The 19,942-nt window shown below is 73.3% G+C and carries 22 protein-coding genes and 9 pseudogenes; 17 read left to right on the forward strand and 14 right to left on the reverse strand.

The genetic code is table 11. From position 1 onward, the window contains the following. Nucleotides 1–42: 42 nt before the first annotated feature. A pseudogene (locus tag G5V59_RS27065) lies at nt 43–2,648 on the forward strand (AAA family ATPase). A gap of 124 nt (nt 2,649–2,772) precedes the next feature. Beyond that, nucleotides 2,773–3,732, forward strand: a complete 960-nt coding sequence (locus G5V59_RS27070; RefSeq protein WP_278258561.1) for a hypothetical protein — start codon at nt 2,773–2,775, stop codon at nt 3,730–3,732. On the opposite strand, the gene G5V59_RS27075 is transcribed toward G5V59_RS27070, so the two are convergent. Then, on the reverse strand, nt 3,704–4,396 hold the full coding sequence (locus G5V59_RS27075; protein ID WP_278258562.1) for an aminotransferase class I/II-fold pyridoxal phosphate-dependent enzyme: 693 nt from the start codon (nt 4,394–4,396) through the stop codon (nt 3,704–3,706). The genes G5V59_RS27070 and G5V59_RS27075 overlap by 29 nt on opposite strands. After that, on the reverse strand, nt 4,393–4,953 hold the full coding sequence (locus tag G5V59_RS27080; RefSeq protein WP_278258563.1) for an aminotransferase class I/II-fold pyridoxal phosphate-dependent enzyme: 561 nt from the start codon (nt 4,951–4,953) through the stop codon (nt 4,393–4,395). The genes G5V59_RS27075 and G5V59_RS27080 overlap by 4 nt, the downstream gene beginning before the upstream one ends. A gap of 98 nt (nt 4,954–5,051) precedes the next feature. Between G5V59_RS27080 and G5V59_RS27085 the strand changes: the two genes are divergently transcribed. The 5 genes from G5V59_RS27085 to G5V59_RS27105 are packed head-to-tail and all read left to right on the forward strand — an operon-like array spanning nt 5,052 to nt 7,047. Next, nucleotides 5,052–6,290 (forward strand): hypothetical protein, encoded by a 1,239-nt coding sequence (locus tag G5V59_RS27085; RefSeq protein ID WP_278258564.1) that lies wholly within the window; start codon nt 5,052–5,054, stop codon nt 6,288–6,290. Continuing rightward, nucleotides 6,287–6,493 carry a hypothetical protein gene (locus G5V59_RS27090; RefSeq protein WP_278258565.1) on the forward strand — a complete coding sequence of 69 codons (207 nt, stop codon included), beginning with the start codon at nt 6,287–6,289 and terminating at the stop codon, nt 6,491–6,493. Before G5V59_RS27085 ends, G5V59_RS27090 begins: the two co-directional genes overlap by 4 nt. Before the next feature lie 4 nt (nt 6,494–6,497). After that, a complete protein-coding gene (locus G5V59_RS27095; protein ID WP_278258566.1) occupies nt 6,498–6,734 on the forward strand; it encodes a hypothetical protein in 237 nt (78 codons plus the stop codon). Continuing rightward, nucleotides 6,704–6,844 (forward strand): hypothetical protein, encoded by a 141-nt coding sequence (locus G5V59_RS27100; RefSeq protein ID WP_278258567.1) that lies wholly within the window; start codon nt 6,704–6,706, stop codon nt 6,842–6,844. Before G5V59_RS27095 ends, G5V59_RS27100 begins: the two co-directional genes overlap by 31 nt. Continuing rightward, on the forward strand, nt 6,838–7,047 hold the full coding sequence (locus G5V59_RS27105; protein ID WP_278258568.1) for a hypothetical protein: 210 nt from the start codon (nt 6,838–6,840) through the stop codon (nt 7,045–7,047). Before G5V59_RS27100 ends, G5V59_RS27105 begins: the two co-directional genes overlap by 7 nt. An 11-nt stretch (nt 7,048–7,058) precedes the next feature. Here G5V59_RS27105 and G5V59_RS27110 read toward each other — a convergent pair whose 3' ends face one another. The 4 genes from G5V59_RS27110 to G5V59_RS27125 are packed head-to-tail and all read right to left on the reverse strand — an operon-like array spanning nt 7,059 to nt 8,295. Beyond that, nucleotides 7,059–7,328, reverse strand: coding sequence for a VOC family protein (locus G5V59_RS27110; protein WP_278258569.1), 270 nt, complete (start codon nt 7,326–7,328; stop codon nt 7,059–7,061). Continuing rightward, entirely contained in the window at nt 7,313–7,495 is a 183-nt protein-coding gene (locus tag G5V59_RS27115) for a hypothetical protein (protein WP_278258570.1), read from the reverse strand. The genes G5V59_RS27110 and G5V59_RS27115 overlap by 16 nt, the downstream gene beginning before the upstream one ends. Before the next feature lie 51 nt (nt 7,496–7,546). Beyond that, nucleotides 7,547–7,933, reverse strand: coding sequence for a VTT domain-containing protein (locus G5V59_RS27120; protein WP_278260086.1), 387 nt, complete (start codon nt 7,931–7,933; stop codon nt 7,547–7,549). After that, a complete protein-coding gene (locus G5V59_RS27125) occupies nt 7,864–8,295 on the reverse strand; it encodes a hypothetical protein (protein WP_278258571.1) in 432 nt (143 codons plus the stop codon). The genes G5V59_RS27120 and G5V59_RS27125 overlap by 70 nt, the downstream gene beginning before the upstream one ends. Nucleotides 8,296–8,380: 85 nt before the next feature. On the opposite strand from G5V59_RS27125, the pseudogene G5V59_RS27130 reads away from it, so the two are divergent. Further along, nucleotides 8,381–9,024: pseudogene (locus G5V59_RS27130) on the forward strand (TrmH family RNA methyltransferase). Between the two features lie 613 nt (nt 9,025–9,637). After that, nucleotides 9,638–9,835 (forward strand): annotated as a pseudogene (locus G5V59_RS27135) (FUSC family protein); the annotation flags it as partial. 33 nt (nt 9,836–9,868) lie between these two features. On the opposite strand, the gene G5V59_RS27140 reads toward G5V59_RS27135, so the two are convergent. Both G5V59_RS27140 and G5V59_RS27145 read right to left on the reverse strand, forming a co-directional pair. Beyond that, nucleotides 9,869–10,504, reverse strand: coding sequence for a sigma-70 family RNA polymerase sigma factor (locus tag G5V59_RS27140; RefSeq protein WP_341351317.1), 636 nt, complete (start codon nt 10,502–10,504; stop codon nt 9,869–9,871). After that, complete coding sequence (locus G5V59_RS27145; RefSeq protein WP_278258572.1) at nt 10,501–10,797, reverse strand: hypothetical protein; 297 nt, start codon at nt 10,795–10,797, stop codon at nt 10,501–10,503. The genes G5V59_RS27140 and G5V59_RS27145 overlap by 4 nt, the downstream gene beginning before the upstream one ends. A 166-nt stretch (nt 10,798–10,963) precedes the next feature. Between G5V59_RS27145 and G5V59_RS27150 the strand changes: the two genes are divergently transcribed. The 4 genes and pseudogenes from G5V59_RS27150 (at nt 10,964) to G5V59_RS27165 (ending at nt 13,784) form a co-directional block, all read left to right on the forward strand. Further along, the gene (locus tag G5V59_RS27150) at nt 10,964–11,326 is read left to right on the forward strand and encodes a hypothetical protein (RefSeq protein WP_278258573.1); all 363 of its coding nucleotides are present in this window, start codon (nt 10,964–10,966) and stop codon (nt 11,324–11,326) included. A gap of 129 nt (nt 11,327–11,455) precedes the next feature. Continuing rightward, nucleotides 11,456–12,493, forward strand: a pseudogene (gene fbaA, locus G5V59_RS27155) (class II fructose-bisphosphate aldolase). A gap of 117 nt (nt 12,494–12,610) precedes the next feature. Then, a pseudogene (locus tag G5V59_RS27160) lies at nt 12,611–13,123 on the forward strand (pyridoxal-phosphate dependent enzyme); the annotation flags it as partial. Nucleotides 13,124–13,235: 112 nt separating this feature from the next. Continuing rightward, entirely contained in the window at nt 13,236–13,784 is a 549-nt protein-coding gene (locus tag G5V59_RS27165; protein ID WP_278258574.1) for a hypothetical protein, read from the forward strand. Here the strand turns inward: G5V59_RS27165 and G5V59_RS27170 are convergent. Then, nucleotides 13,781–14,626, reverse strand: coding sequence for a helix-turn-helix transcriptional regulator (locus tag G5V59_RS27170; RefSeq protein WP_278258575.1), 846 nt, complete (start codon nt 14,624–14,626; stop codon nt 13,781–13,783). The genes G5V59_RS27165 and G5V59_RS27170 overlap by 4 nt on opposite strands. Nucleotides 14,627–14,894: 268 nt before the next feature. Here G5V59_RS27170 and G5V59_RS27175 point away from each other — a divergent pair. Both G5V59_RS27175 and G5V59_RS27180 read left to right on the forward strand, forming a co-directional pair. Continuing rightward, nucleotides 14,895–15,218: pseudogene (locus G5V59_RS27175) on the forward strand (MFS transporter); the annotation flags it as partial. 103 nt (nt 15,219–15,321) lie between these two features. Further along, a complete protein-coding gene (locus G5V59_RS27180; RefSeq protein WP_278258576.1) occupies nt 15,322–16,176 on the forward strand; it encodes an MFS transporter in 855 nt (284 codons plus the stop codon). 57 nt (nt 16,177–16,233) lie between these two features. Here the strand turns inward: G5V59_RS27180 and G5V59_RS27185 are convergent, their stop codons facing one another. From G5V59_RS27185 to G5V59_RS27200, 4 genes and pseudogenes are all read right to left on the reverse strand, one after another. Continuing rightward, complete coding sequence (locus tag G5V59_RS27185) at nt 16,234–16,473, reverse strand: hypothetical protein (protein WP_278258577.1); 240 nt, start codon at nt 16,471–16,473, stop codon at nt 16,234–16,236. Continuing rightward, the gene (locus G5V59_RS27190; RefSeq protein WP_278258578.1) at nt 16,443–17,000 is read right to left on the reverse strand and encodes a hypothetical protein; all 558 of its coding nucleotides are present in this window, start codon (nt 16,998–17,000) and stop codon (nt 16,443–16,445) included. Before G5V59_RS27190 ends, G5V59_RS27185 begins: the two co-directional genes overlap by 31 nt. Nucleotides 17,001–17,169: 169 nt before the next feature. Beyond that, nucleotides 17,170–17,451: pseudogene (locus G5V59_RS27195) on the reverse strand (MFS transporter); the annotation flags it as partial. 52 nt (nt 17,452–17,503) lie between these two features. After that, nucleotides 17,504–17,626, reverse strand: a pseudogene (locus tag G5V59_RS27200) (MFS transporter); the annotation flags it as partial. 140 nt (nt 17,627–17,766) lie between these two features. Here G5V59_RS27200 and G5V59_RS27205 point away from each other — a divergent pair. Both G5V59_RS27205 and G5V59_RS27210 read left to right on the forward strand, forming a co-directional pair. Beyond that, a pseudogene (locus G5V59_RS27205) lies at nt 17,767–18,166 on the forward strand (DUF3151 domain-containing protein); the annotation flags it as partial. A 26-nt stretch (nt 18,167–18,192) separates the two neighbouring features. Beyond that, on the forward strand, nt 18,193–19,242 hold the full coding sequence (locus G5V59_RS27210; protein ID WP_278260088.1) for an AbrB family transcriptional regulator: 1,050 nt from the start codon (nt 18,193–18,195) through the stop codon (nt 19,240–19,242). A 67-nt stretch (nt 19,243–19,309) separates the two neighbouring features. Here the strand turns inward: G5V59_RS27210 and G5V59_RS27215 are convergent, their stop codons facing one another. Next, the gene (locus G5V59_RS27215) at nt 19,310–19,546 is read right to left on the reverse strand and encodes a hypothetical protein (protein WP_278258579.1); all 237 of its coding nucleotides are present in this window, start codon (nt 19,544–19,546) and stop codon (nt 19,310–19,312) included. Nucleotides 19,547–19,942 lie beyond the last annotated feature (396 nt).

The raw sequence follows: 19,942 nt of genomic DNA on the forward strand, positions 1-19,942 counted from the left end.
CACAGACGTTCCACCCCTTCGCACACAGGAGACACTCTGCACATGAGTCAGTTCGGGGCCGACAAGTTCACCACGCGCAGCCGCGAGGCGATCGAGGCCGCGCAGACTCGCCGCCACCACCGCCGGCAACACCACCGTCGAGCCGGTGCACCTGCTCGTCGCGCTGCTCCTCCAGGAGGAGGGCACCGCGGCCAACCTGGTCGCCAAGTCCGGCGTCGACGTTCCCGCGCTCGTGCACGCCGCCTCGGCCGCGCGCGACGCCCTGCCGAAGGCCAGCGGCGCCACGGTCCAGCAGCCGGCGGGATCCGCAGCGCTGACCCGCGTGCTCGCCTCCGCGCTCGACCTGGCCCGCTCCATGAAGGACGAGTACGTCGCCAGCGAGCACCTGCTCATCGCGCTGGCCACCGTCGAGTCCAGTGCCCAGAAGGTGCTCACCGACGCCGGGCTGAGCGCCGAGGGCCTGCGCGAGGCGCTGGGCGCCGTCCGCGGCGGCCGCCGGGTGACCTCCCAGGACGCCGAGTCGACCTACGAGGCGCTGGCGAAGTACTCCGTCGACCTCACCACCGCCGCCGAGGAGGGCAAGGCTGGACCCGGTCATCGGCCGGGACCAGGAGATCCGCCGGGTGATCCAGGTGCTCTCGCGGCGCACGAAGAACAACCCGGTGCTCATCGGCGAGCCCGGCGTCGGCAAGACCGCCGTCGTCGAGGGCCTGGCGCAGCGGGTGGTCGCGGGCGACGTACCGGACAGCCTCAAGGGCAAGCGGGTGCTCAGCCTCGACCTGATGGGCATGGTCGCGGGCGCGAAGTACCGCGGCGAGTTCGAGGAGCGGCTCAAGGCCGTGCTCGACGAGATCCGGGACTCCGAGGGCCGGTCATCACCTTCATCGACGAGCCTGCACACGGTCGTCGGCGCGGGCGCCGGTGGCGACAGCCAGATGGACGCCGGCAACATGCTCAAGCCGATGCTCGCGCGCGGTGAGCCTGCACATGATCGGGGCCACCACGCTCGACGAGTACCGCGAGTCGATCGAGAAGGACCCCGCGCTGGAGCGCCGCTTCCAGCAGGTCTTCGTCGGCGAGCCCTCGGTCGAGGACACCATCCAGATCCTGCGCGGCATCCTGGAGAAGTACGAGGCGCACCACGGCGTCCGGATCACCGACGCCGCCCTGGTCGCCGCCGCGACCCTGTCCGACCGCTACATCACCGGCCGGCAGGCTGCCTGACAAGGCGATCGACCTCGTCGACGAGGCCGCCTCCCGGCTGCGGATGGAGATCGAGTCCTCCCCGGAGGAGATCGACCAGTCTGCGCCGCCAGGTGGACCGGCTGAAGATGGAGGAGTTCGCGCTCGCCAAGGAGACCGACGCCGCGTCGGTCGACCGGCTGGAGGCACTGCGCGCCGACCTCGCCGACAAGGAGGAGGAGCCTGCGCGGGCTCGAGGTCCGCTGGGAGCGGGAGAAGTCCGAGCCTGGAGGGCGAGGGCGCGCTGCGCCGCCAGGCTCGACCGAGCTGCGGATCGAGGCCGACCGGCTGCAGCGCGAGGGTGACCTCGGCGGCGCCAGCGCGATCCTCTACGGCCAGATCCCCGCGCTGGAGCAGCAGATCAAGGCCGTCGAGGCGGCCGAGGGCGCCCAGCCCGCGGGCGAGAAAGCCTGGTGGGCGAGGAGGTCGGCGCGGCCCAGGTGGCCGAGGTCGTCGAGGCCTGGACCGGCATCCCCACCGGCCGGCTGCTGCAGGGCGAGACCGCCAAGGCTCCTCGAGATGGAGCAGGTCATCGGGGCCCGGCTGATCGGGCAGCAGGACGCCGTGCGCGCGGTCAGCGACGCCGTACGACGGGCGCGGGCGGGGATCTCCGACCCGAACCGTCCGACCGGTTCCTTCCTCTTCCTCGGCCCGACGGGCGTCGGCAAGACCGAGACTCGCCAAGTCGCTCGCGGACTTCCTGTTCGACGACGAGCGGGCGATCGTGCGCATCGACATGAGCGAGTACGCCGAGAAGCACTCCGTCGCCCGCCTGGTCGGTGCCCCTCCGGGCTACGTCGGCTACGACGAGGGCGGCCAGCTCACCGAGGCGGTCCGTCGCCGTCCGTACTCCGTCGTCCTGCTCGACGAGGTCGAGAAGGCGCACCCGGAGGTCTTCGACATCCTGCTGCAGGTGCTCGACGACGGCCGGCTGACCGACGGCCAGGGCCGCACGGTGGACTTCCGCAACACGATCCTGATCCTGACCTCCAACCTAGGCTCGCAGTTCCTGGTCGACCCGACCATGGACCCCGCGGCGCAGAAGGAGGCCGTGCTCGGCATCGTCCGGCAGGCGTTCAAGCCCGAGTTCCTCAACCGGCTCGACGAGATCGTCACCTTCGACGCGCTGACCCGCGACGACCTGGGGCACATCGTGGAGTCTGCTGCTGCGCTCGCTGGAGGCCCGGCTGGCCGCCCGGCGGATCACCCTCGCGGTGACGCCGGAGGCGCGGGCCTGGCTGGCGGACGTCGGCTACGACCCGGCGTACGGCGCCCGGCCGCTGCGCCGGCTGATCCAGACCGCGATCGGCGACCCGCTCGCGCGGCTGCTCATCGGCGGCGACGTCACCGACGGAGGTGCCGTCACCGTCGAGCGCGGGGAGGACGGACTGGTCCTGGCGGTGTGATCGGGACTGCGGGAATCCCCGGTTCACCGGGGATTCCCGCGGTTCCTGGCCGTTGCAACGGTCGAGAACCGTCGGGAAACCACCAGGAGCACGGCCGCTGGGGCCGTCTGGTGGAATGGGGGCCATGAGCGAGCAGCAGGCGCGACCGGTCCAGGCCACGCTCGCGGGCGGGTTGATCATCGGCGGCTCGCTCCTGCTGATCGCCCTCGCCTGGGAGCGGGTCAGCCTGCTGAACACCCTCGACGTGCGCGAGGGGCTGCAGGAGTGGCTGACCCGCAACGAGGTGCGCGGGCTCACCGTCGAGGAGATCACCGCGACCATCCGGGTGCTCTGCATCGTGGGCGGTGGCGCCGCGGCGGCCTCGGCGATCCTCGGCTTCCAGGTCTTCCAGCGCTCCACCAGTGCGCGCCTCGTGCTCGCCGGGCTGGCTCCGCTGCTGCTCGTCGGCGGCCTCGCGACCAGCACCCCGCTCGGCATCCTCGCGGTGCTGGGCGTGGCGCTGCTGTGGGCCCAGCCCACCCGCGACTGGTACGCCGGACGGCCCTGGGCCGAGCAGCACCGGGAGCGCCGCGAGCAGCGGCTCGCGCTGATGCGCTCCGGCAGCCCGACCCTGCCTCCGGCGTCCCCCGCGTCCCCCGCGCCGCAGCAGGGTCAGGCACCGGTGCCTCCGCCCCCGGGTGCGCCGGCGCTGCCGCGTGAGCGGCCCCTCGCCGTACGACGGCCGGGGGCGCTGACCGGCGGCTGCATCCTCACCTGGGTGCTCACCCCGCTGGTCGCGCTGAGCGGGTTGCTCGGCGTCGTCCGTGCCGTCGGCGACAGCGGTCAGGCTCTTCGCCGACGTCAAGGAGCAGCAGCCGGACATGGTCGAGTCCTCGGGGATGACCGAGGCCGACGTGGTCGCGATGTTCTGGGTGATCGCGGTCGGGCTGATCCTGTGGTGCGTGGGTGCGGCGGTGCTCGCCGGCCTCGCCTACGTCGGCCAGGACTGGGCGCGGATCGTGCTCGCGATCTCCGGGGTCGGCGCGGCCGTGCTGGCCCTGCTGGTGGCGCTGAGTCTACCCGCCGGTGCTGGTGGTCGTGCTGAGCATCGGCTTCGCGGTGCGGATGCTGCTGCGGCCCGAGGTCGGCGCCTGGTACCGGATGCGCCGGATGCCGGGGCTCACGCGCTGAGGTCGGCCGCGCCGAGCCGCGCGAGCGCCTCCGCGATCACCGCGGGCTGCTTGCAGAACGCCCAGCGGACCAGGTGCCGCCCGGCGCCGGGGGCGTCCGGCTCGTCGTAGAAGACCTCCGCGGGGATCGCCACCACACCCGCCCGCTCGGGCAGCGCCCGGCAGAAGTCGCTGCCGCTGGCCCAGCCGAGGGCGGAGACGTCGGTGGTCGCGAAGTAGGTGCCCTCCGGCAGGTACGTCGGGAGGCCGGCCGCGCGCAGCCCGGCGACCAGGCTCGTCACGGCGGGCGGCGAGGTCGGCTGCGAGCCGGCGGGGGAAGCCCGCCTCGTCGTCGAGCGCCACCGCGACGGCGGGCTGCAGCGGTGCGCCGGAGGTGTAGGTCAGCCACTGCTTCGCCGCGGTCACCGCACCGACGAGGTCGGCCGGGCCGGTCGCCCAGCCGACCTTCCAGCCGGTCACCGAGTAGGACTTGCCGGCGCTGGAGAGGGTGAGCGTGCGCTCGGCCATCCCCGGGAGGGTCGCGACCGGGGTGTGCGGGCGGCCGTCGAAGGTCAGGTGCTCGTAGACCTCGTCGGTCACCACGAGCAGGTCGTGGCGGCGCGCGACGTCCGCGACCGCGGCCAGGCTCGGCGGCGTCGAGCACCCGCCCGGTCGGGTTGTGCGGGGTGTTGAGCAGGATCAGCCTGGTCCGCTCCGTGACCGCCGCCTCGAGGCTCGGCGGGGTCGAGGCGGAAGTCCGGCGCGCGCAGCGTCACCGGGCGTCGTACGCCGCCGGCGAAGTCGATCATCGCGGTGTAGGAGTCGTAGTAGGGCTCCAGCACGACCACCTCGTCGCCCGGGTCGACCAACCCGAGCAGGGCGCCGGCGATCGCCTCGGTGCACCCGGTCGTCACGGTGACCTGGGAGTCCGGGTCGAGGTCGATGCCGTAGTGGCGCTGCTGGTGGCGGGCGATCGCCTGGCGCAGGACCGGGACGCCGATCCCGGGGGCGTACTGGTTGGCGCCGCCGTGCAGGGCCGCGCTCGCGGCGTCGAGGACGGCTGCCGGGCCGTCGGTGTCCGGGAACCCCTGGCCGAGGTTGACCGCGCCCGTGCGCGCGGCGAGGGCGGACATCTCGGCGAAGATGGTCGCGCCCATGCCGGCGACGCGTCGGGATGCAGGAGGCACAGCCTCACCGTAGGCCACGGACCGGACGGGCCGGGCGCTGCTACCCGACCAAGTCGATAATGTTTGTCGTGTTCAGGTCTCGCGCCGTCGCTCCGGTCGTCATCGCCCTGCTGGTCCTCGCCCTCCTCCCCGGGTCGGGGCAAGCCCTCTCCCGGGTCCCCGGCCAGCCGCCCGTCAACCCGTACGCCGGGCCCGTGGGCTCCTCGACGATGCACGGCGACCCGGCGTCCTCGGACACCACGCCCTACCGCGGCCCCGGCCCGCGCGCGGCGGCCGCGCCGACGCTGCCGCTGCTGTCGGTGTGCCCGACGATCCTCGCCGGCGCCGACGGCTACATCCTGGCGCTCTGCACGGAGTACTACGACCGCGGGCCGACCCTGAACGTCATCGACCCGCGCACCCTGCTGCCGGTCGCCCGCAAGCACCTGACCGCGGGGAGCCTGCTGGGCGGCGTCTACGCCTACGTCGACCAGCACGACCGCGTCGTCACCGTCGACGGCAGCGGCCGGCTGCTCTTCCTCGCCCACCGCCGCACCCCCGCCGGCGGCTGGACGATCGTCGAGTCCCGCGCGATCGACCTGAAGCCGGCGCTCACCCGAGCGTGCGGCGCCGCGGCGTGCGACGCGGTGACGACCGTCGCGCCCGGCTACAACGGGCTGGTCTGGTTCGGCACCGCGCAGGGCCGCGCCGGCTACGCCGACCCTCGCACCGGCAAGGTCGCCTTCCGCCTCCTCGGCCGCGGCGAGCACGTCGCCAACTCCATCTCCACCGCGCCCGCCGGCATGGCGGTCGCCACCGACCGGGCGACGTACCTCGTCCGGGCGCGACGCGACGCGGCGGGCCGGCCGGGCGCGATCCGCCAGGTCTGGCGCCGGGCCTACGACCGCGGTCCGGCACGCAAGCCCGGCCAGGCTCAGCCACGGCACCGGCGCGACGCCGACCTTCTTCGGGCCGCGCACCGGCAACGAGTACGTCCTCGTCACCGACAACGCGCGCCCGCGGGAGCACCTCCTCGTCTACCGCACCCGCACCGGGCGGCAGGTCTGCAAGACCCCGTTCCTCGGCGCGAACAACTCCGGCACCGAGAACTCACCGATCGGCTTCCGCAACCAGGTGTACGTCGCGAGCACCTACGGCTACCCCTACCCGGCGACGCCCGACGGCGCGGGGGCTGCGGACCCGGCCAGTGCGCCCTTCGTCGGCGGCATGCAGCGGATCGACGTCACCAGGGCCGGATGCCGGTCCCGGTGGACGAACGCGGTCGCCTCGGCCGCCGTACCGAAGTCTGTCGGTGGCGGAGCACGTGATCTACACCGTCGAGCGGGGCCTGGGCGGGCTCACCTGGCACCTGGTGCGGATCGACCCCCGCACGGGGCGCGTGCTCAGCCGGACGCTGCTCGGGCTGGGCCCCGGGGCCGACACCCTGCAGATGGTCGGAACCTTCCTGCCGGACGGCACCCTGCTGCAGGGGACGGTCACCGGGTTCGTGGCGGTGCGCCCACTACCCTGAGCCCGTGACGACCACGGACACCGCCCTCGCCGCCGACATCGACGCCACCTGCCGCCTGACGGGAGAGTTCACCCTGCGCTCGGGCCAGGTGAGCAACGAGTACTTCGACAAGTACCTCTTCGAGGCGGACCCGCAGGCTCCTCGCCCGCGTGGCCCGCGAGGTCGCCCAGGCTGCTCCCCGGTGACGCCGACCTGCTCGGCGGCCTGGAGATGGGCGGCATCCCGATCGCCACCGCGGTGAGCCAGCCTGGTCGGCATCCCGGTGGTGTTCGTGCGCAAGAAGGCCAAGGAGTACGGCACCGCCAAGGCTCGCCGAGGGCCCGGCCTTCGGCGGCAAGCGGATCGTGCTGATCGAGGACGTGATCACCACCGGCGGCGCGGTGCGCGACGCGACGAACGCGCTGCGCGAGGGCGGCGCGGTCGTGGAGACCGTCGTGTGCGCGATCGACCGCAGCGCGGGCGACGCGAACCCGCTGGAGGACGTCGCCCTCGAGGTGCGCGCCGTGCTCACCAAGGCCGAGCTGGACGCGGCCCGGGCGGCTGCCCAGGCCTGACCCGCAGGGGGCTACTCCGCGGGACGCTCGCCGGCGATGTTGACGAGCCACTCGGTGCCGTACCGGTCCTCGAGCATGCCGAAGGAGTCGCCCCAGACCGCCTTCTCCAGCGGCTGGTGGACGGTCGCGCCCTCGGACAGCCCGTCCCACCAGGCGCGCAGCGTGGTCTCGTCGTCGCCGCTGATGCTGACGGTCTGCTTCTTCGGCTCGCCTGGCACGTGGGCCGGGTGGTCGGCGCCCATCAGCAGGACGGACTCGGAGACGCTCAGCGCCGCGTGCATGACCCAGTCGAGTCTCGCCGTCCCTCTCGGCGATCTCCCGCGCGGGGCCGCCCATGTCGGCGAAGGTCATGACGCTCAGGCTCACCGCCGAGCACCGACTGGTAGAACTCCATCGCCTCGCGGGCCTGGCCGCGCCAGTTGAGGTACGGGTTGAGGTTGATGCCCATCGGTTCACTCCCTGCTGTCGTGGTGGTTCGATGCCGGGGAAGACCGGAGGATCAGCCCGGACTCATCGCTCGTCGGAGAGGGTCTCCGCGGCGAGTCTCCTTGCGCCGCTTGGCGCCGGGCCGCTTGTGCCGCCACCACTCCCAGCCGAGCGGTACGGCGGAGAAGGCCAGGATCGCCAGGGTGACGTAGTCGATGTTCTCGCCGAGCGCCGGGATCGCGGCACCGAGGAAGTAGCCCAGCAGGGTGATCGAGACGACCCAGAGCACCGCGCCGATGGCGCTCCAGACGAAGAAGCGGCGACGCTGCATCTCGGTCACGCCGGCGACCACGGTGATGTAGGTGCGCACGAAGGGCACGAATCGGCCGATCACGAGGGCCTTGTTGCCGTGCCTGTCGAAGAAGGCGCTGGTGTTGTCGAAGTACTTCTTCTTGAGGATCCTGCCCTCGCGCTCGTAGAGCGGCGGACCGAGCTTTGCGCCCGATCTCGTAGCCCGCGACGTTTCCGGCGAAGGCGGCGATCGTCAGCAGCACGATCGCGATCACCAGACTCGACCGGCTCGTTGGAGATCCCGATCACGGAGTAGCCGGTCGTGTTGCTCCCCGCGATGAACAGCCCCAGCGCGAAGAGCAGCGTGTCGCCGGGCAGGAACGGGAAGAAGAGGCCGCACTCCACGAAGACGATCGCGAGCGCGATCCAGATGAAGGTGCTGCCGTATTCATGCTGCAACCACTCGGGGTCGAGCCACTTGATGCCCAGGAGCATCGGCACGACGAAGGGGGTCGCGACCAGCGAGTTCACGCCGTCACGCTACCTGTCCCTGCCCAGGAGGGTGAGCGTTAGGGTGCCATCCGTGGATGGGGAGCAGCGGGCGCCGTACGACCCGATGCCGCACGGACCCGCGGAGGTGGGCGTCGGGCCCTGGCCCGGGCCGTGGCCTGAGGGCCCCGGGAGCGAGGTGTACGACGCCGAGTCTGCTCCGCGACGGGGACCGCCGCAATGTCGTCGACCGCTACCGGTACTGGTCGCTGGGGGCGATCGTCGCCGACCTCGACACGCGCCGGCACGGCTTCCACGTGGCCATCGAGAACTGGCAGCACGACTTCAACATCGGCACCATCGTGCGCTCCGCGAACGCCTTCCTCGCCGCCGAGGTGCACATCGTCGGCAACCGGCGCTGGAACCGGCGCGGGGCGATGGTGACCGACCGCTACCAGCACGTGCACCACCACCCGACGGTCGACGAGTCTGCGGGCCCACCTGGGCGACGTACCGCTGCTGGGGATCGACAACCTGCCCGGCTCGGCACACCTGGAGACGATGGAGATCCCCGAGCGGGTGTGCTTCCTGTTCGGCCAGGAGGGCCCCGGGCTCTCGGAGGCGGCGCGGGCGGCGTGCGACGGCACCTTCTCGATCGCGCAGTTCGGCTCCACCCGCTCGATCAACGCCTCCGCCGCCGCGGCCATCGCCATGCACGCCTGGGTGCGCCAGCACGCCGACCTCGGCGGCGTGGAGACGTGGCGGGGCTGAGGCAGCAGGCTCCTCGACGAGCCTGCGCCACGTCGGGCCGCCGCCGGTCACCCGCTGGGCGGCGATCCGGGCCGGCGGCACCCTGCTCGTCGCGCTGCTCGTCCTGCACGCGGCCGGCTCGCTGGAGCTCGGTGCCGCGGCGACCTTCGGTGCCTTCGCCGCGATCTACGGCGGCGCGGTGCCCTACCGCCGGCGGTGGCGCCAGCAGGTGGCGCTCGCCGTCCTGCTCACCGGTGCGGTCGCCTGCGGGTCGCTCGTCGCGACCAGCGCGCACCGGGCCTGGTGGGCGGTCCTGGTCGCCGCCGCCTGGGCCGCGATCGGCGCCGCCGGCTCGGACCGCTGGCGCTGGCGTCCGCCCGGCCCGGTGTTCCTGGTCTTCGCCGCCGCGACCTGCGCCTCGGTGCCGACCACGCTCGACCGGGTGCCGGTGGCGATCGCGGTCTGTCTGGCGACGGCCGCCTTCGCGATCGCGCTCGCGGTCGTCGAGACCACCATCGAGGTACGACGCGGCGAGGTCCCGGCCGGCCCGCCTCCGCTGCCGCCGCTGCCGCCCGGGCGTCGCCGGCTGCAGGCGACTCGGTGCGCGGTCGCCGTGCTCGTCGCGGGCGGGCTGATGACGAGCACCGGCGTCGCGCACCCGTACTGGGCGATGGTGGCGGCCGTCGTGCCGCTGGCGGCGACGACACTGCGCCAGCAGGTGACCCGCGGGGTGCACCGGGTGCTCGGCACCCTGGCCGGCCTGGTGCTGACCGGGCTGCTGCTGGCGCTGCCGCTCTCGGCGATCGGCACGATCGTGGTGGTCGCGCTGCTGCAGGCGGCCACCGAGCCTGGTCGTCACCCGCAACTACGGCCTCGCGCTCGTGCTGATCACCCCGCTCGCCCTGCTCGTCACCGAGCTCGCGCACCCCGAGCCGCTCGGCGACCTGCTCGGCCCGCGCTTCGTGGAGACGGCGGCCGGTGCCGCGGTCGGGCTGGCGGTCGCGATCCTCACGCGTCGGCGGCAGCCAGCGCCTCCCGCAGCGCGGTGAGCCCCCGCGAGGTGTGGCTCTTCACGGTGCCCTCCGCGATGCCCAGGCTCCGCGGCCGTCTCGCTCACCGACAGCCCCAGCCAGTGCCGCAGCAGCACCGTGGCGCGTTGCTGTGCCGGCAGCGTCTGAAGGGCCGCGACGAGCGAGGTGCGGTCCTCGAGACTGGTCTCGTCCGGCGCCGCGCGCTCCGGTACGTCCGCGGTCGGCGTCTCCCGCCGGACCCCGCGCCGCGAGGCGTCGATGCTCGCGTTGAGCAGGATCCGGCGGACGTAGGCGTCCTCGGTGCCGCGCCGGGTCACCCGGGGCCAGGCGACGTACAGCCGGACGAGGGCGGTCTGGGTCAGGTCGTCGGCCTGGTGCCAGTCGCCGCACATGCCGTAGGCGATGCGGCGGAGCCGGTCGCGGCGGCTGGTGGCGAACTCGACGTACGCCGCCTCCTGGCTGCGCCTCATCGCAGGCCCTCGCTGCCGCCGGACTCGTTCGGGGCGTACTGGGTGCGGGCGTAGGCGAGGAACGCCGACAAGGTGGGGACCGTCGCGTCCTTGCGGTAGGGGATCGCCTCGGTGCCGCCGCCGGGAATCCGGCGGACCGCGAGGAACCAGGTCTCGCCGTCGCGGACGACCTCGACCACCGCGGTCGGCCGGCCGGCCGGGGCGAACCGGTCGCCCAGGCCCGGGTCGGGGCGGGACGCGACGATCTCGACACCCGGCTCGGGCCGCACCTGGGAGCGGCCGTTGATGCGCACCCACGCGTCGTCGCTGGAGCCCGACTCGCTCGTGCCGAGCGTGACCAGTCTGCTGGGCCCACTCGCGCAGGGTCAGCCCCTGGGCCGGCAACGGCTGCGAGGCGTACCCCGCGTCGTCGGCGACCGCGTAGTACCCCTGGCCGTCCAGGCGGATCCGGAAGGCCCGGTGAACCGTCCCCTCCGGGTCGCTCACCCGGGTCTGCTCCAGCACCGCGGCGGCGGGGTTCATCGTGATCGTGCCCTCGGCGTCGACACGCATCACCTCGCCCTTCTCCCACGGGCTCGGCGCGGGTGTCGGCGTCGGCGTGGGACTGACCGCGACCGGCGTCCGGTCGACGCCCCCGTCGGCGCCGCCGCCCGGGCCGACCGCCCAGGCCACCCCGCCGACGGCCGGGACCGCGGCCAGGCCGGCGCCGCCGAGGGCGACCCGGCGGCGCCGTACCGCCGTCCGGCCGGTGCGCACCGCCTGCTCGATCTCGAAGCCCGCGGCCGGAGGGGTGCCCAGACTCGGCCTCCAGCCGCTCGATGATGTCCTGCATGTCCGCCTCCCGCGTCGTGGTCGATGCTCACTCACGAGGGGATACGCAGACCAGTCCCCGGAGGTTGTCACGGTAGGTTGGCCGGGTCGTCCACCCGACCCGTGCAGGAGCCAGCCAGCATGCCCATCGCCACCCCCGAGAAGTACGCCGAGATGCTCGACGCCGCCAAGGCCGGAGCGTTCGCCTTCCCCGCGATCAACGTGTCGTCCTCGCAGACCCTCAACGCCGCGCTCAAGGGCTTCGCCGACGCCGGGTCGGACGGCATCATCCAGATCTCGACCGGTGGCGCGGAGTACCTCTCCGGCCCGACCGTCAAGGACATGGTGACCGGATCAGTGGCCTTCGCGGCCTACGCCGCCGAGGTGGCCAAGAGCCTACCCGGTCAACATCGCGCTGCACACCGACCACTGCCCCAAGGACAAGGTCTGGACGGCTTCGTGCGCCCGCTGCTCGACATCTCCGCCGAGCGGGTGGCGCGCGGTGAGGCGCCGCTGTTCCAGTCGCACATGTGGGACGGCTCCGCCGTACCGCTGGAGGAGAACCTGCAGATCGCCGAGGAGTCTGCTCGCCAAGGCGGCGGCCGCGCGGATCATCCTCGAGATCGAGGTCGGCGTCGTCGGCGGCGAGGAGGACGGCATCGTCGGCGCGATCGACGAGAAGCTCTACACCACGCCCGAGGACGCGCTCGCGACCGTGCGCGCGCTCGGCACGGGGGAGAAGGGCCGCTACCTGACGGCGCTGACCTTCGGCAACGTGCACGGCGTCTACAAGCCCGGCAACGTCAAGCTTGCGCCCGGAGATCCTGCGCGACGCGCAGGCCGCGGTGGTCGAGGAGCCTCGGCCTGCCCGAGGGCGCCAAGCCCTTCGACCTGGTCTTCCACGGCGGCTCCGGCTCGACGGCGGAGGAGATCGGTGCGGCCGTCGACTTCGGCGTGGTGAAGATGAACGTCGACACCGACACCCAGTACGCCTTCACCCGTCCGGTCGCGACGCACATGTTCCAGAAGTACGACGGCGTGCTCAAGATCGACGGCGAGGTCGGCGACAAGAAGGCCTACGACCCGCGTGCGTGGGGCAAGGCCGCCGAGGCCGGCATGGCCGCGCGCGTCGTCGAGGCGTCGGAGAACCTCCGCTCGGCCGGCAAGACCGTCGGCTGACGGTGACCGGCCAGGCTCCCCACGGCCGCCGACGTCGACCAGGCGTCGGGGCTGCTCGGGTCGGTCGTCCCGCCGACCCCGCTGCAGCGCGCCGACCGCCTCTCCGCCCTGACCGGGCTGGACGTCTGGCTCAAGCGCGAGGACCTCACCCCGGTCCGCTCCTACAAGGCCCGCGGCGCCTACACCGTGCTCGCCGGGCTCACCGACGACGAGCGTGCCCGGGGTGTGACCTGCGCCAGCGCGGGCAACCACGCCCAGGGCGTCGCCTTCGCCTGCGCCCGCGCCGGCGTGCACGCCACGATCTTCCTGCCGCGCACCACGCCCCGGCAGAAGCGCGATCGGGTCGCCGCCCTCGGCGGTGAGCAGGTCGAGGTCGTCATCGCCGGCGAGGCCTACGACGACGCGGCCGTCGCCGCCGCGGAGTTCGCCGCCGCCTCCGGCGCGACAGTCATCCCCGCCTTCGACCACCCCGGCATCGTCGCCGGCCAGGGCACCGTGGCGGCCGAGATCCTGGCCCAGTCGGCGGCGCTCGGCTGGCAGCCCGACGCCCTCGTCCTGCCGGTCGGCGGGGCCGGGCTGATCGCCGGCTGCCTGACCGTCCTCGCCGAGCGGCTCCCCGGCGTCGCGGTCGTCGCGGCCGAGCCACTGGGCGCCGCGTCCCTCGCCGCGGCCCTGGACCACGGCGGTCCGCTGGAGTCTGGAGACGGTCGACCCGTTCGTCGACGGCGCCGCCGTACGACGGGTGGGGGACCTGACCTACACCGCGGTCTCCCAGGCCCGCTCCGCCGTCGACCTGTCCGTGGTCGCGGTGCCGGAGGGGCTGATCTGCGTGGAGATGCTCGACCTCTACCAGTCCGACGGCATCATCGCGGAGCCTGCCGGTGCGCTGGCGCCGGCCGCGCTGCGCCTCGACGCGGTGGGCGGAGCGCTCGAGCCGGGCAGCAAGGTCGTCGTGGTCGTCTCCGGCGGCAACAACGACGTCTCCCGCTATGCCGACATCGTCGAGCGGGCGCTGGTCTTCGAGGGGCTCAAGCACTACTTCCTGATCGAGTTCCCGCAGGAGCCGGGCGCCCTGCGCCGCTTCCTCGACGAGGTGCTCGGCCCGGACGACGACATCACGCTGTTCGAGTACACCAAGCGCAACAACCGCGAGACCGGCCCGGCGCTGGTCGGCGTGGAGATGCAGCACCGCGACGACCTGGACGGGCTGCTCGCCCGGATGGAGGCCTCGCGGCTGCGGGTGGAGAAGGTGCCGCCGAACAGCCCGCTGTTCGGCCTGGTGCTCTCCTAGGCGACGTCGCTCGCGAGCAGTCCGGCCAGCGCTCGGCCGGAGGCGCTGTCGGGTGCGGCGGTGTACGTGAGCAGGCGGTGCCCCGAGTCGTCGGGCATCGAGAGCACCTCGAAGTCCAGGCTCCAGGTCACCGAGGACCGGGTGCCGGATCGTCTTGGTGCCCGACATGCAGGCTGTCCACGGGGTGCTCGGCCCACATCCGCGCGAACTCCGGGCTCTTCAGGGTCAGGCTCGCCGATCAGCGAGGCCAGCGCCGGGTCGTCGGCGAAGCGTCCCGACAGCAGCCGCAGCGAGGCCACCGCGCGGGCCGCCTCGGTGGCCCAGTCCGGGTAGAGCGCCCGGGTCGCCTCGTCGAGGAAGAGCAGCCGGGTCAGGTTCGGCCGTACGTCGGGCTGCTCGGGCCCGCGCGGGTCGAGGTGGTGCGCCACCAGGGCGTGGCCGAGCGCGTTCCAGGCCAGCACCTCGGTGCGCTTGCCGAGCAGCAGGGCGGGGACGGCCGCCATCGCGTCGAGCAGGCGGACCGTGCCGGGCCGGGCGAAGTCCGGGGCCGTCCCGGCCGGGCGCCCGGGCCGGTCCCGCACCCCGGCGAGGTCGAAGAGGTGCTGCCGCTCGACGGCGGTCAGCGCCAGCGCCCGGGCAAGAGAGCCGAGCACCGACTCCGAGGCGTTCGTGCTGTGCCCCTGCTCGAGCCGGGTGTAGTAGGTGATCGACACCCCGGCCAGCAGGGCGACCTCCTCGCGGCGCAGGCCGGGGACCCGCCGGGCGCCGTACTCGACGAGGCCGACGTCCACCGGGCGCAGCGCGGCCCGGCGCTGCCGGAGGAAGGCACCCAGGGAGGACATGCTGCGAGTATCCCCGGCCACCACCGCCCGGGGGTATCCCTGCCGGTGCTACCCATCACCGGGCGTGGTGCGGAGCGTCGTACCACCGGACCGTGGAGGAGTCCCGCTCCGACCCGAAAGGCCTCCGCATGTCCACCCTCCTCGACAGGCTCCGGTACGACGGACGCGGGCTGGTCCCCGCGCCAGCGCCTGGTCCTGGTGCTCCTGCTGACCGCGAGACTTCACGCTGGCGATCGACTTCTCCATCCTCAACGTCGCGCTGCCCGTCATCGGGGCGGACGTCGGCTTCCGGCTGGAGTCCCTGCCCTGGATCGCCACCACGTTCGCGCTCTGCGCGGCCGGCTTCACGCTCCTCTTCGGCCGGGTCGCCGACCTGGTGGGCCGCAAGCGGCTGTTCCTGGTGGGCATGGCCGCGCTCGGCGTCGGCTCGCTGCTCGGCGGGCTCGCGCAGGACCCGGCCACGCTGCTGACCGCCCGCGTCGTGCAGGGACTGGCGACCGCGGCCGTCACCCCGGCGGCGCTGTCGCTGCTCACCACGTCCTTCCCGGAGGGGCCGCAGCGCGAGCGGGCGCTCGGCCTGAACGGCTCCCTGATGGCCGCCGGCTTCACCACCGGGGCCATCCTCGGCGGTCTGCTCACCGACCTGCTGAGCCTGGCGCTGGGCGTTCTTCCTCAACCTCCCGGTCGCGCTCGCCGTGCTGGTGCTGGGCCCGCGGCTGCTGACCGAGGGGGCGCGCGAGCGGCGGACCCGGCTCGACGTACCGGGGGCGGTCAGCGTGACCGGGGCGCTGCTCCTGCTCGTCCTCGGTGCGACGCGGATCGGGGAGGCCGGTGCCTCCGACCCGCTCGCCTGGGGCGCGCTGGGTGCGGGCGTGGCGCTGCTCGTGGTGTTCCTGGTCGTCGAGGGCGCCTCGCCGAGCCCGCTCGTGCCGCTGGGCGTCCTGCGACGCCGGAGCGTGCTGTGGGGCAACCTCGCCGGCATCGTCGCCTTCGCCACCGAGACCTCGCTGGTCTTCCTGCTGACGCTCTACCTGCAGGACGTGCAGGGGTTCAGCCCGCTGCAGGCCGGGCTGTCCTTCGCGGTGCTCGGCATCGGCACGGTGCTGGGCGGTCTGCTCGCGCCGCGGGTCATCGCAGCCACCTCGCCGCGGACCGCGATCGTCGCCGGACTCCTGGTCCAGGCCGCGGCGACCGCTTCGCTGCTGCTGCTGGGCACCTCGCGGGCGTCGGTCGGGCTGCTGCTGGTCGCGACCTTCGTCGGTGGGGTCGCCAACCTGGTCGCGATCGTGGGTTTCATGGTGAGCGCCACCAGCGGCCTGCCCGACACCGAGCAGGGCCTGGCCACGGGCCTGGCGAACATGAGCACCCAGGTCGGGATCACCATCGGCATCCCGGTGATGGGGACCGTCCTGGTGGCCGCGCTGGGCGGCGCAGCGGCCGGAGGGATCGACCTGCTCGGCGCCCTGCGGACCGCGATCGGGGTCAACGCCGGGCTGTGCCTGGTGGCCGCGGTGGGCGTGCTGGCGCTGCTGCGCCCGGCGCGGCGCTGAGCGGGGGACCCGAGCGGGGTCCGCCTCCCGCCGGGGCGGCGGGAGGCGGACCTTCGCTCAGTGAGCGCCGCGGAAGCCGGCGTGCTTCGGAGCCTCGTAGAACATGACGGCGACGAGACCGACGGCGTACATCACCGCGGGCAGCCACAGGGCGTCGTGCATCGCGTTGCTGAACAGGGCGGCGACGTGGGGGTCGGGGATCTTGTCGGCCCCGGCCTCCCCGGTCGCGGCGGCGCCGGGCAGGTAGTGCGCGAGCCGGCTGTCCATCAGCACCGCGATGGCCGCGGCGCCGAGCACCGAGCCGACCTGGCGGGTGGCGTTGTAGACCCCGGCCCCGGCGCCCGCGAGTCTGCAGCGGCAGGTTGCGGTTGGCGGTCGCGGCGGTCGGCGCCCAGATGGCGGCGTTGCCGACACCGATGATCGCCATCGCCAGGCCGATCTCCCAGATCGCCACGTCCGGCTCGAAGCGCCAGATCAGGAACAGGAAGCCCACCAGGCTGACCCCGAAGCCGAAGCCGGTGACCTGGCGCGGGTGCAGGCGGTCGGTCGGCCTTGCCGATCGGCTGGGCCAGGAAGATCGACATCACGGCCATCGGGAGCATCAGCAGCGCCGCCTGGGTGGGCGTGTAGCCGCGCACGGCCTGGGCGTAGAGCATGAGCGGGAACCCGAAGGCCGCGGCGATCGAGCCCATGCAGGCGATCGCGACGTTGGAGACGGAGAAGTTGCGGTCCTTGAACAGGCTGAGCGGCACCAGCGGCTCCGCGCGGTTGAAGCGCTGCCACACGATGAAGACGACCAGCAGCACGACGCCGCCGGTGATCATCGCGATGATCCAGACTCGCCCAGTCCTTCTGGTGGCCCTCCTGGATGCCGAAGCAGAGCAGGAACATCGCGGCGCCGGAGAGCGCCACCCCCAGCCAGTCGAAGCGGTGGGCGTGGGTGGGCAGCGAGGGCACCAGGCGCCAGGCCATCGTGAAGGCGATGATGCCGAAGGGGATGTTGACGAAGAAGATCCACTCCCAGCCCAGGCCGTCGGTGAGCACACCGCCGAGGATCGGGCCGACCACCATCGCCACGCCCGCGGTGGCGCCCCAGACGGCCATCGCGCTGCCGCGCTGGGCGACGGGGAAGATCCGGGTGATGATCGCCATCGTCTGCGGCGTCATCATCGACGCGCCGAGGCCCTGCACGACGCGGGCCAGGATGAGCGCGTCCACCGTGTTCGTCAGGCCGCACCACAGCGACGCGAGGGTGAAGACCGTCAGGCCCAGCAGGTAGAGCCTTCTTCGGGCCGAACCGGTCGCCGAGACGACCCATGATGAGCACCGGCACGGCGTAGGCCAGCATGTAGGCGCTGGTGACCCACACGACGTCGTTGACCGATGCGTCCAGGTCCTTGATGATCGTCGGCGTCGCGACGGTCACGATGGTCAGGTCGACCAGGATCATGAAGAACCCGATGACCAGGGCCCACAGGGCCGGCCAGGGGTTGTCCACCTCGGAGGTGGTCTGCGGGGGTGCGCTCTGGGTCACGGTCCGAGTCAACACCCGCCCACCGACATCCTGTTCCCCGGGGACACAATGAAGCCATGAGCCTCACCCCCGGCGCCGACCTGATGGCCGGCCCTCCGCCCACGCACCTGCCCGTCGACACTGCCGCCGAGTCTGCTCGCGGCGGGCGAGGCGCCCACGGCCGTCGTACGACGCCTGCCGGCCTCGCCGCTGGCCTGGGCCACCCTCGCCGAGCAGGCCCGTGACGAGGGCGCCGACGACGTGACCGTCTACGCCTACGCCCGCGTCGGCTACCACCGCTCGCTCGACCTGCTGCGCCGCAACGGCTGGAAGGGCCACGGCCCGGTGCCGTGGGAGCACGAGCCGAACCGCGGCTTCCTGCGCGCCCTGGCCCTGCTCGCCCTGGCGGCCCGCGCGATCGGCGAGAGCGCCGAGTGGGAGCGGTGCGCGGAGTTCCTGCGCGACTCCAGCCCGACGGGGTACGACGAGTCTGCTCGGCTGAGGTGCCCCGCCCGGGCCTGTGGGCGGCCGCCGCGGCGACGTACGCCGTCGTGGGGGCCGGCCTGTGGTGGCTCGGCGCACCCTCCCCGTTGCTCTTCGCGGCGCTGGTCGCCGCGGTCCTGGTGGCGCTGCGGGCGCCGGACCCGCCGGAGATGCCGCCGGCGCTGCGCACCGTGGGGATGGCGGTGGTCGGCACCGCTGCCGGTGCCAGCGTGGACGCCGACGTGCTGCGCACGGTCGCCCGCGAGCCGGTCGCCGTGGTCGGCGGGGTGCTGGTCACCCTCGCCGTCTCGATGCTGGTGGGTCAGGTGCTGCGGTTCTCACGCGACGTCGACGGCACGACCGCGATCTTCGCCTCGGTCGCGGGTGGTGCGTCGGGCGTGGCCCTGGCGGCGCGGGAGTACGGCGCGGACGACGCGATCGTCATCTCGGTGCAGTACCTGCGCGTTGTCTTCGTGCTGGTCAGCGTCCCCATCGTGGCGCCGCTGCTGGGTGACGCCGGCGGTGCGGCCCTTCCGGACGACACCCCGAGCGACCCGGTCTCCCGGCTGCTCTACACCGCCGCCGCCATCGCGCTCGGCCTGCTGTTCGCGCGCTTCGTGCGGATCAGTGCGGCTCCGATCCTCGGCACCCTGGTCGCCTCCAGCGCGCTGGCGCTGTCGGGGTGGTTCCCCGACGCGAGCGTCCCGGGCTGGGTGGTGGCGCTCGGGTTCACGGTCGTCGGCGCCAACGTCGGGCTCAGCCTGACCCGGGAGCGGCTGCGCCGGCTGGCGCGGCTGTTCCCGCTGGCGATGGTCCAGGTCGTGCTGGGGGTGCTCGCCTGCGCGGCGGTGGGCGTTCTCTTCGCGGACGCGGTCGGCATCTCGCGGATCGACGGCTACCTCGCGACCACGCCCGGCGGGCTGCCGGCGGTGGTCGCCGTCGCCGTCGACTCCGGACAGGAGATCGGGCTGATCCTGACGATGCAGTTCGTCCGGGTGTTCGTGGCGCTGGCGTTCGCGCCGCTGCTGGGGCCGTGGCTACGACGGCGAGGCGCTCAGCGTCGTACGTAGCGCCGCAGACTCGTCGAGCACGAGCGTGTCGAGCACGGCCGCCAGCGACGGCAGCCACAGCCGCACCTCAGCCCCGCAGGGTGAGGTAGACCGCGAGCAGGATGACGAGGATCCCGAGGATCCCGAAGATCGGCAGGTCGACGGTGCGCGCGGCGCGGTGGTCACCGGTCGGGGCCGGCCGCTCGGCGGCGGGGACAGGCTGGGTGGCGCGGTGCTTGCGGTTCAGACTCGGCAGTACGCATGGGAGGCTCCTCGTTTCCGGGGGATTGCACTGGTCCGGACGCGAGGAGCGGGGGAACATCACGCGATTTCGCGAGAAAATTCCTCAGGAGGTGAGCAGGGAGCGCACCTTCGCGGGGCCGAGGGCCGCGAACAGCGTGGGCAGACGAGGGCCGCGCTCGGCCGAGACGAGCAGGTTGTAGAGCAGCCGGAAGAACGCCTTCTGGTCGGCCTTGACCTCCTCGGTGGGCGCGTCGTCCAGGCTCAGGCCGCGGCCGAGCCTTGGGCACGCCGTAGATGAGCGTGGTCAGGCTCGTCGGCGTCGGCGAAGGAGTCGGGCAGGCGGTCGAGCAGCAGCCCCAGCCAGCGCGCCTCGTCCTCCGCCAGCGCCCCCAGGCGCTCGGTGTCGGCGGACTCACGGACCGTGGTGCGCTCCTCCGGGTCGACGTACGACGTGATCCAGGTGGCGGCCTTCGTCAGC

Source organism: Nocardioides convexus, from assembly GCF_011090295.1.

Excerpts from the sequence above, each read along its gene's own strand:
- G5V59_RS27070 (WP_278258561.1), top strand. The coding sequence starts at position 2,773 with ATGAGCGAGCAGCAGGCGCGACCGGTCCAGGCCACGCTCGCGGGCGGG.
- G5V59_RS27080 (WP_278258563.1), bottom strand. The coding sequence starts at position 4,953 with ATGGGCGCGACCATCTTCGCCGAGATGTCCGCCCTCGCCGCGCGCACG.
- G5V59_RS27100 (WP_278258567.1), top strand. The coding sequence starts at position 6,704 with ATGGGCGGCATCCCGATCGCCACCGCGGTGAGCCAGCCTGGTCGGCAT.
- G5V59_RS27110 (WP_278258569.1), bottom strand. The coding sequence starts at position 7,328 with ATGCACGCGGCGCTGAGCGTCTCCGAGTCCGTCCTGCTGATGGGCGCC.
- G5V59_RS27115 (WP_278258570.1), bottom strand. The coding sequence starts at position 7,495 with ATGGGCATCAACCTCAACCCGTACCTCAACTGGCGCGGCCAGGCCCGC.
- G5V59_RS27140 (WP_341351317.1), bottom strand. The coding sequence starts at position 10,504 with ATGAGGCGCAGCCAGGAGGCGGCGTACGTCGAGTTCGCCACCAGCCGC.
- G5V59_RS27170 (WP_278258575.1), bottom strand. The coding sequence starts at position 14,626 with ATGTCCTCCCTGGGTGCCTTCCTCCGGCAGCGCCGGGCCGCGCTGCGC.
- G5V59_RS27190 (WP_278258578.1), bottom strand. The coding sequence starts at position 17,000 with ATGATCACCGGCGGCGTCGTGCTGCTGGTCGTCTTCATCGTGTGGCAG.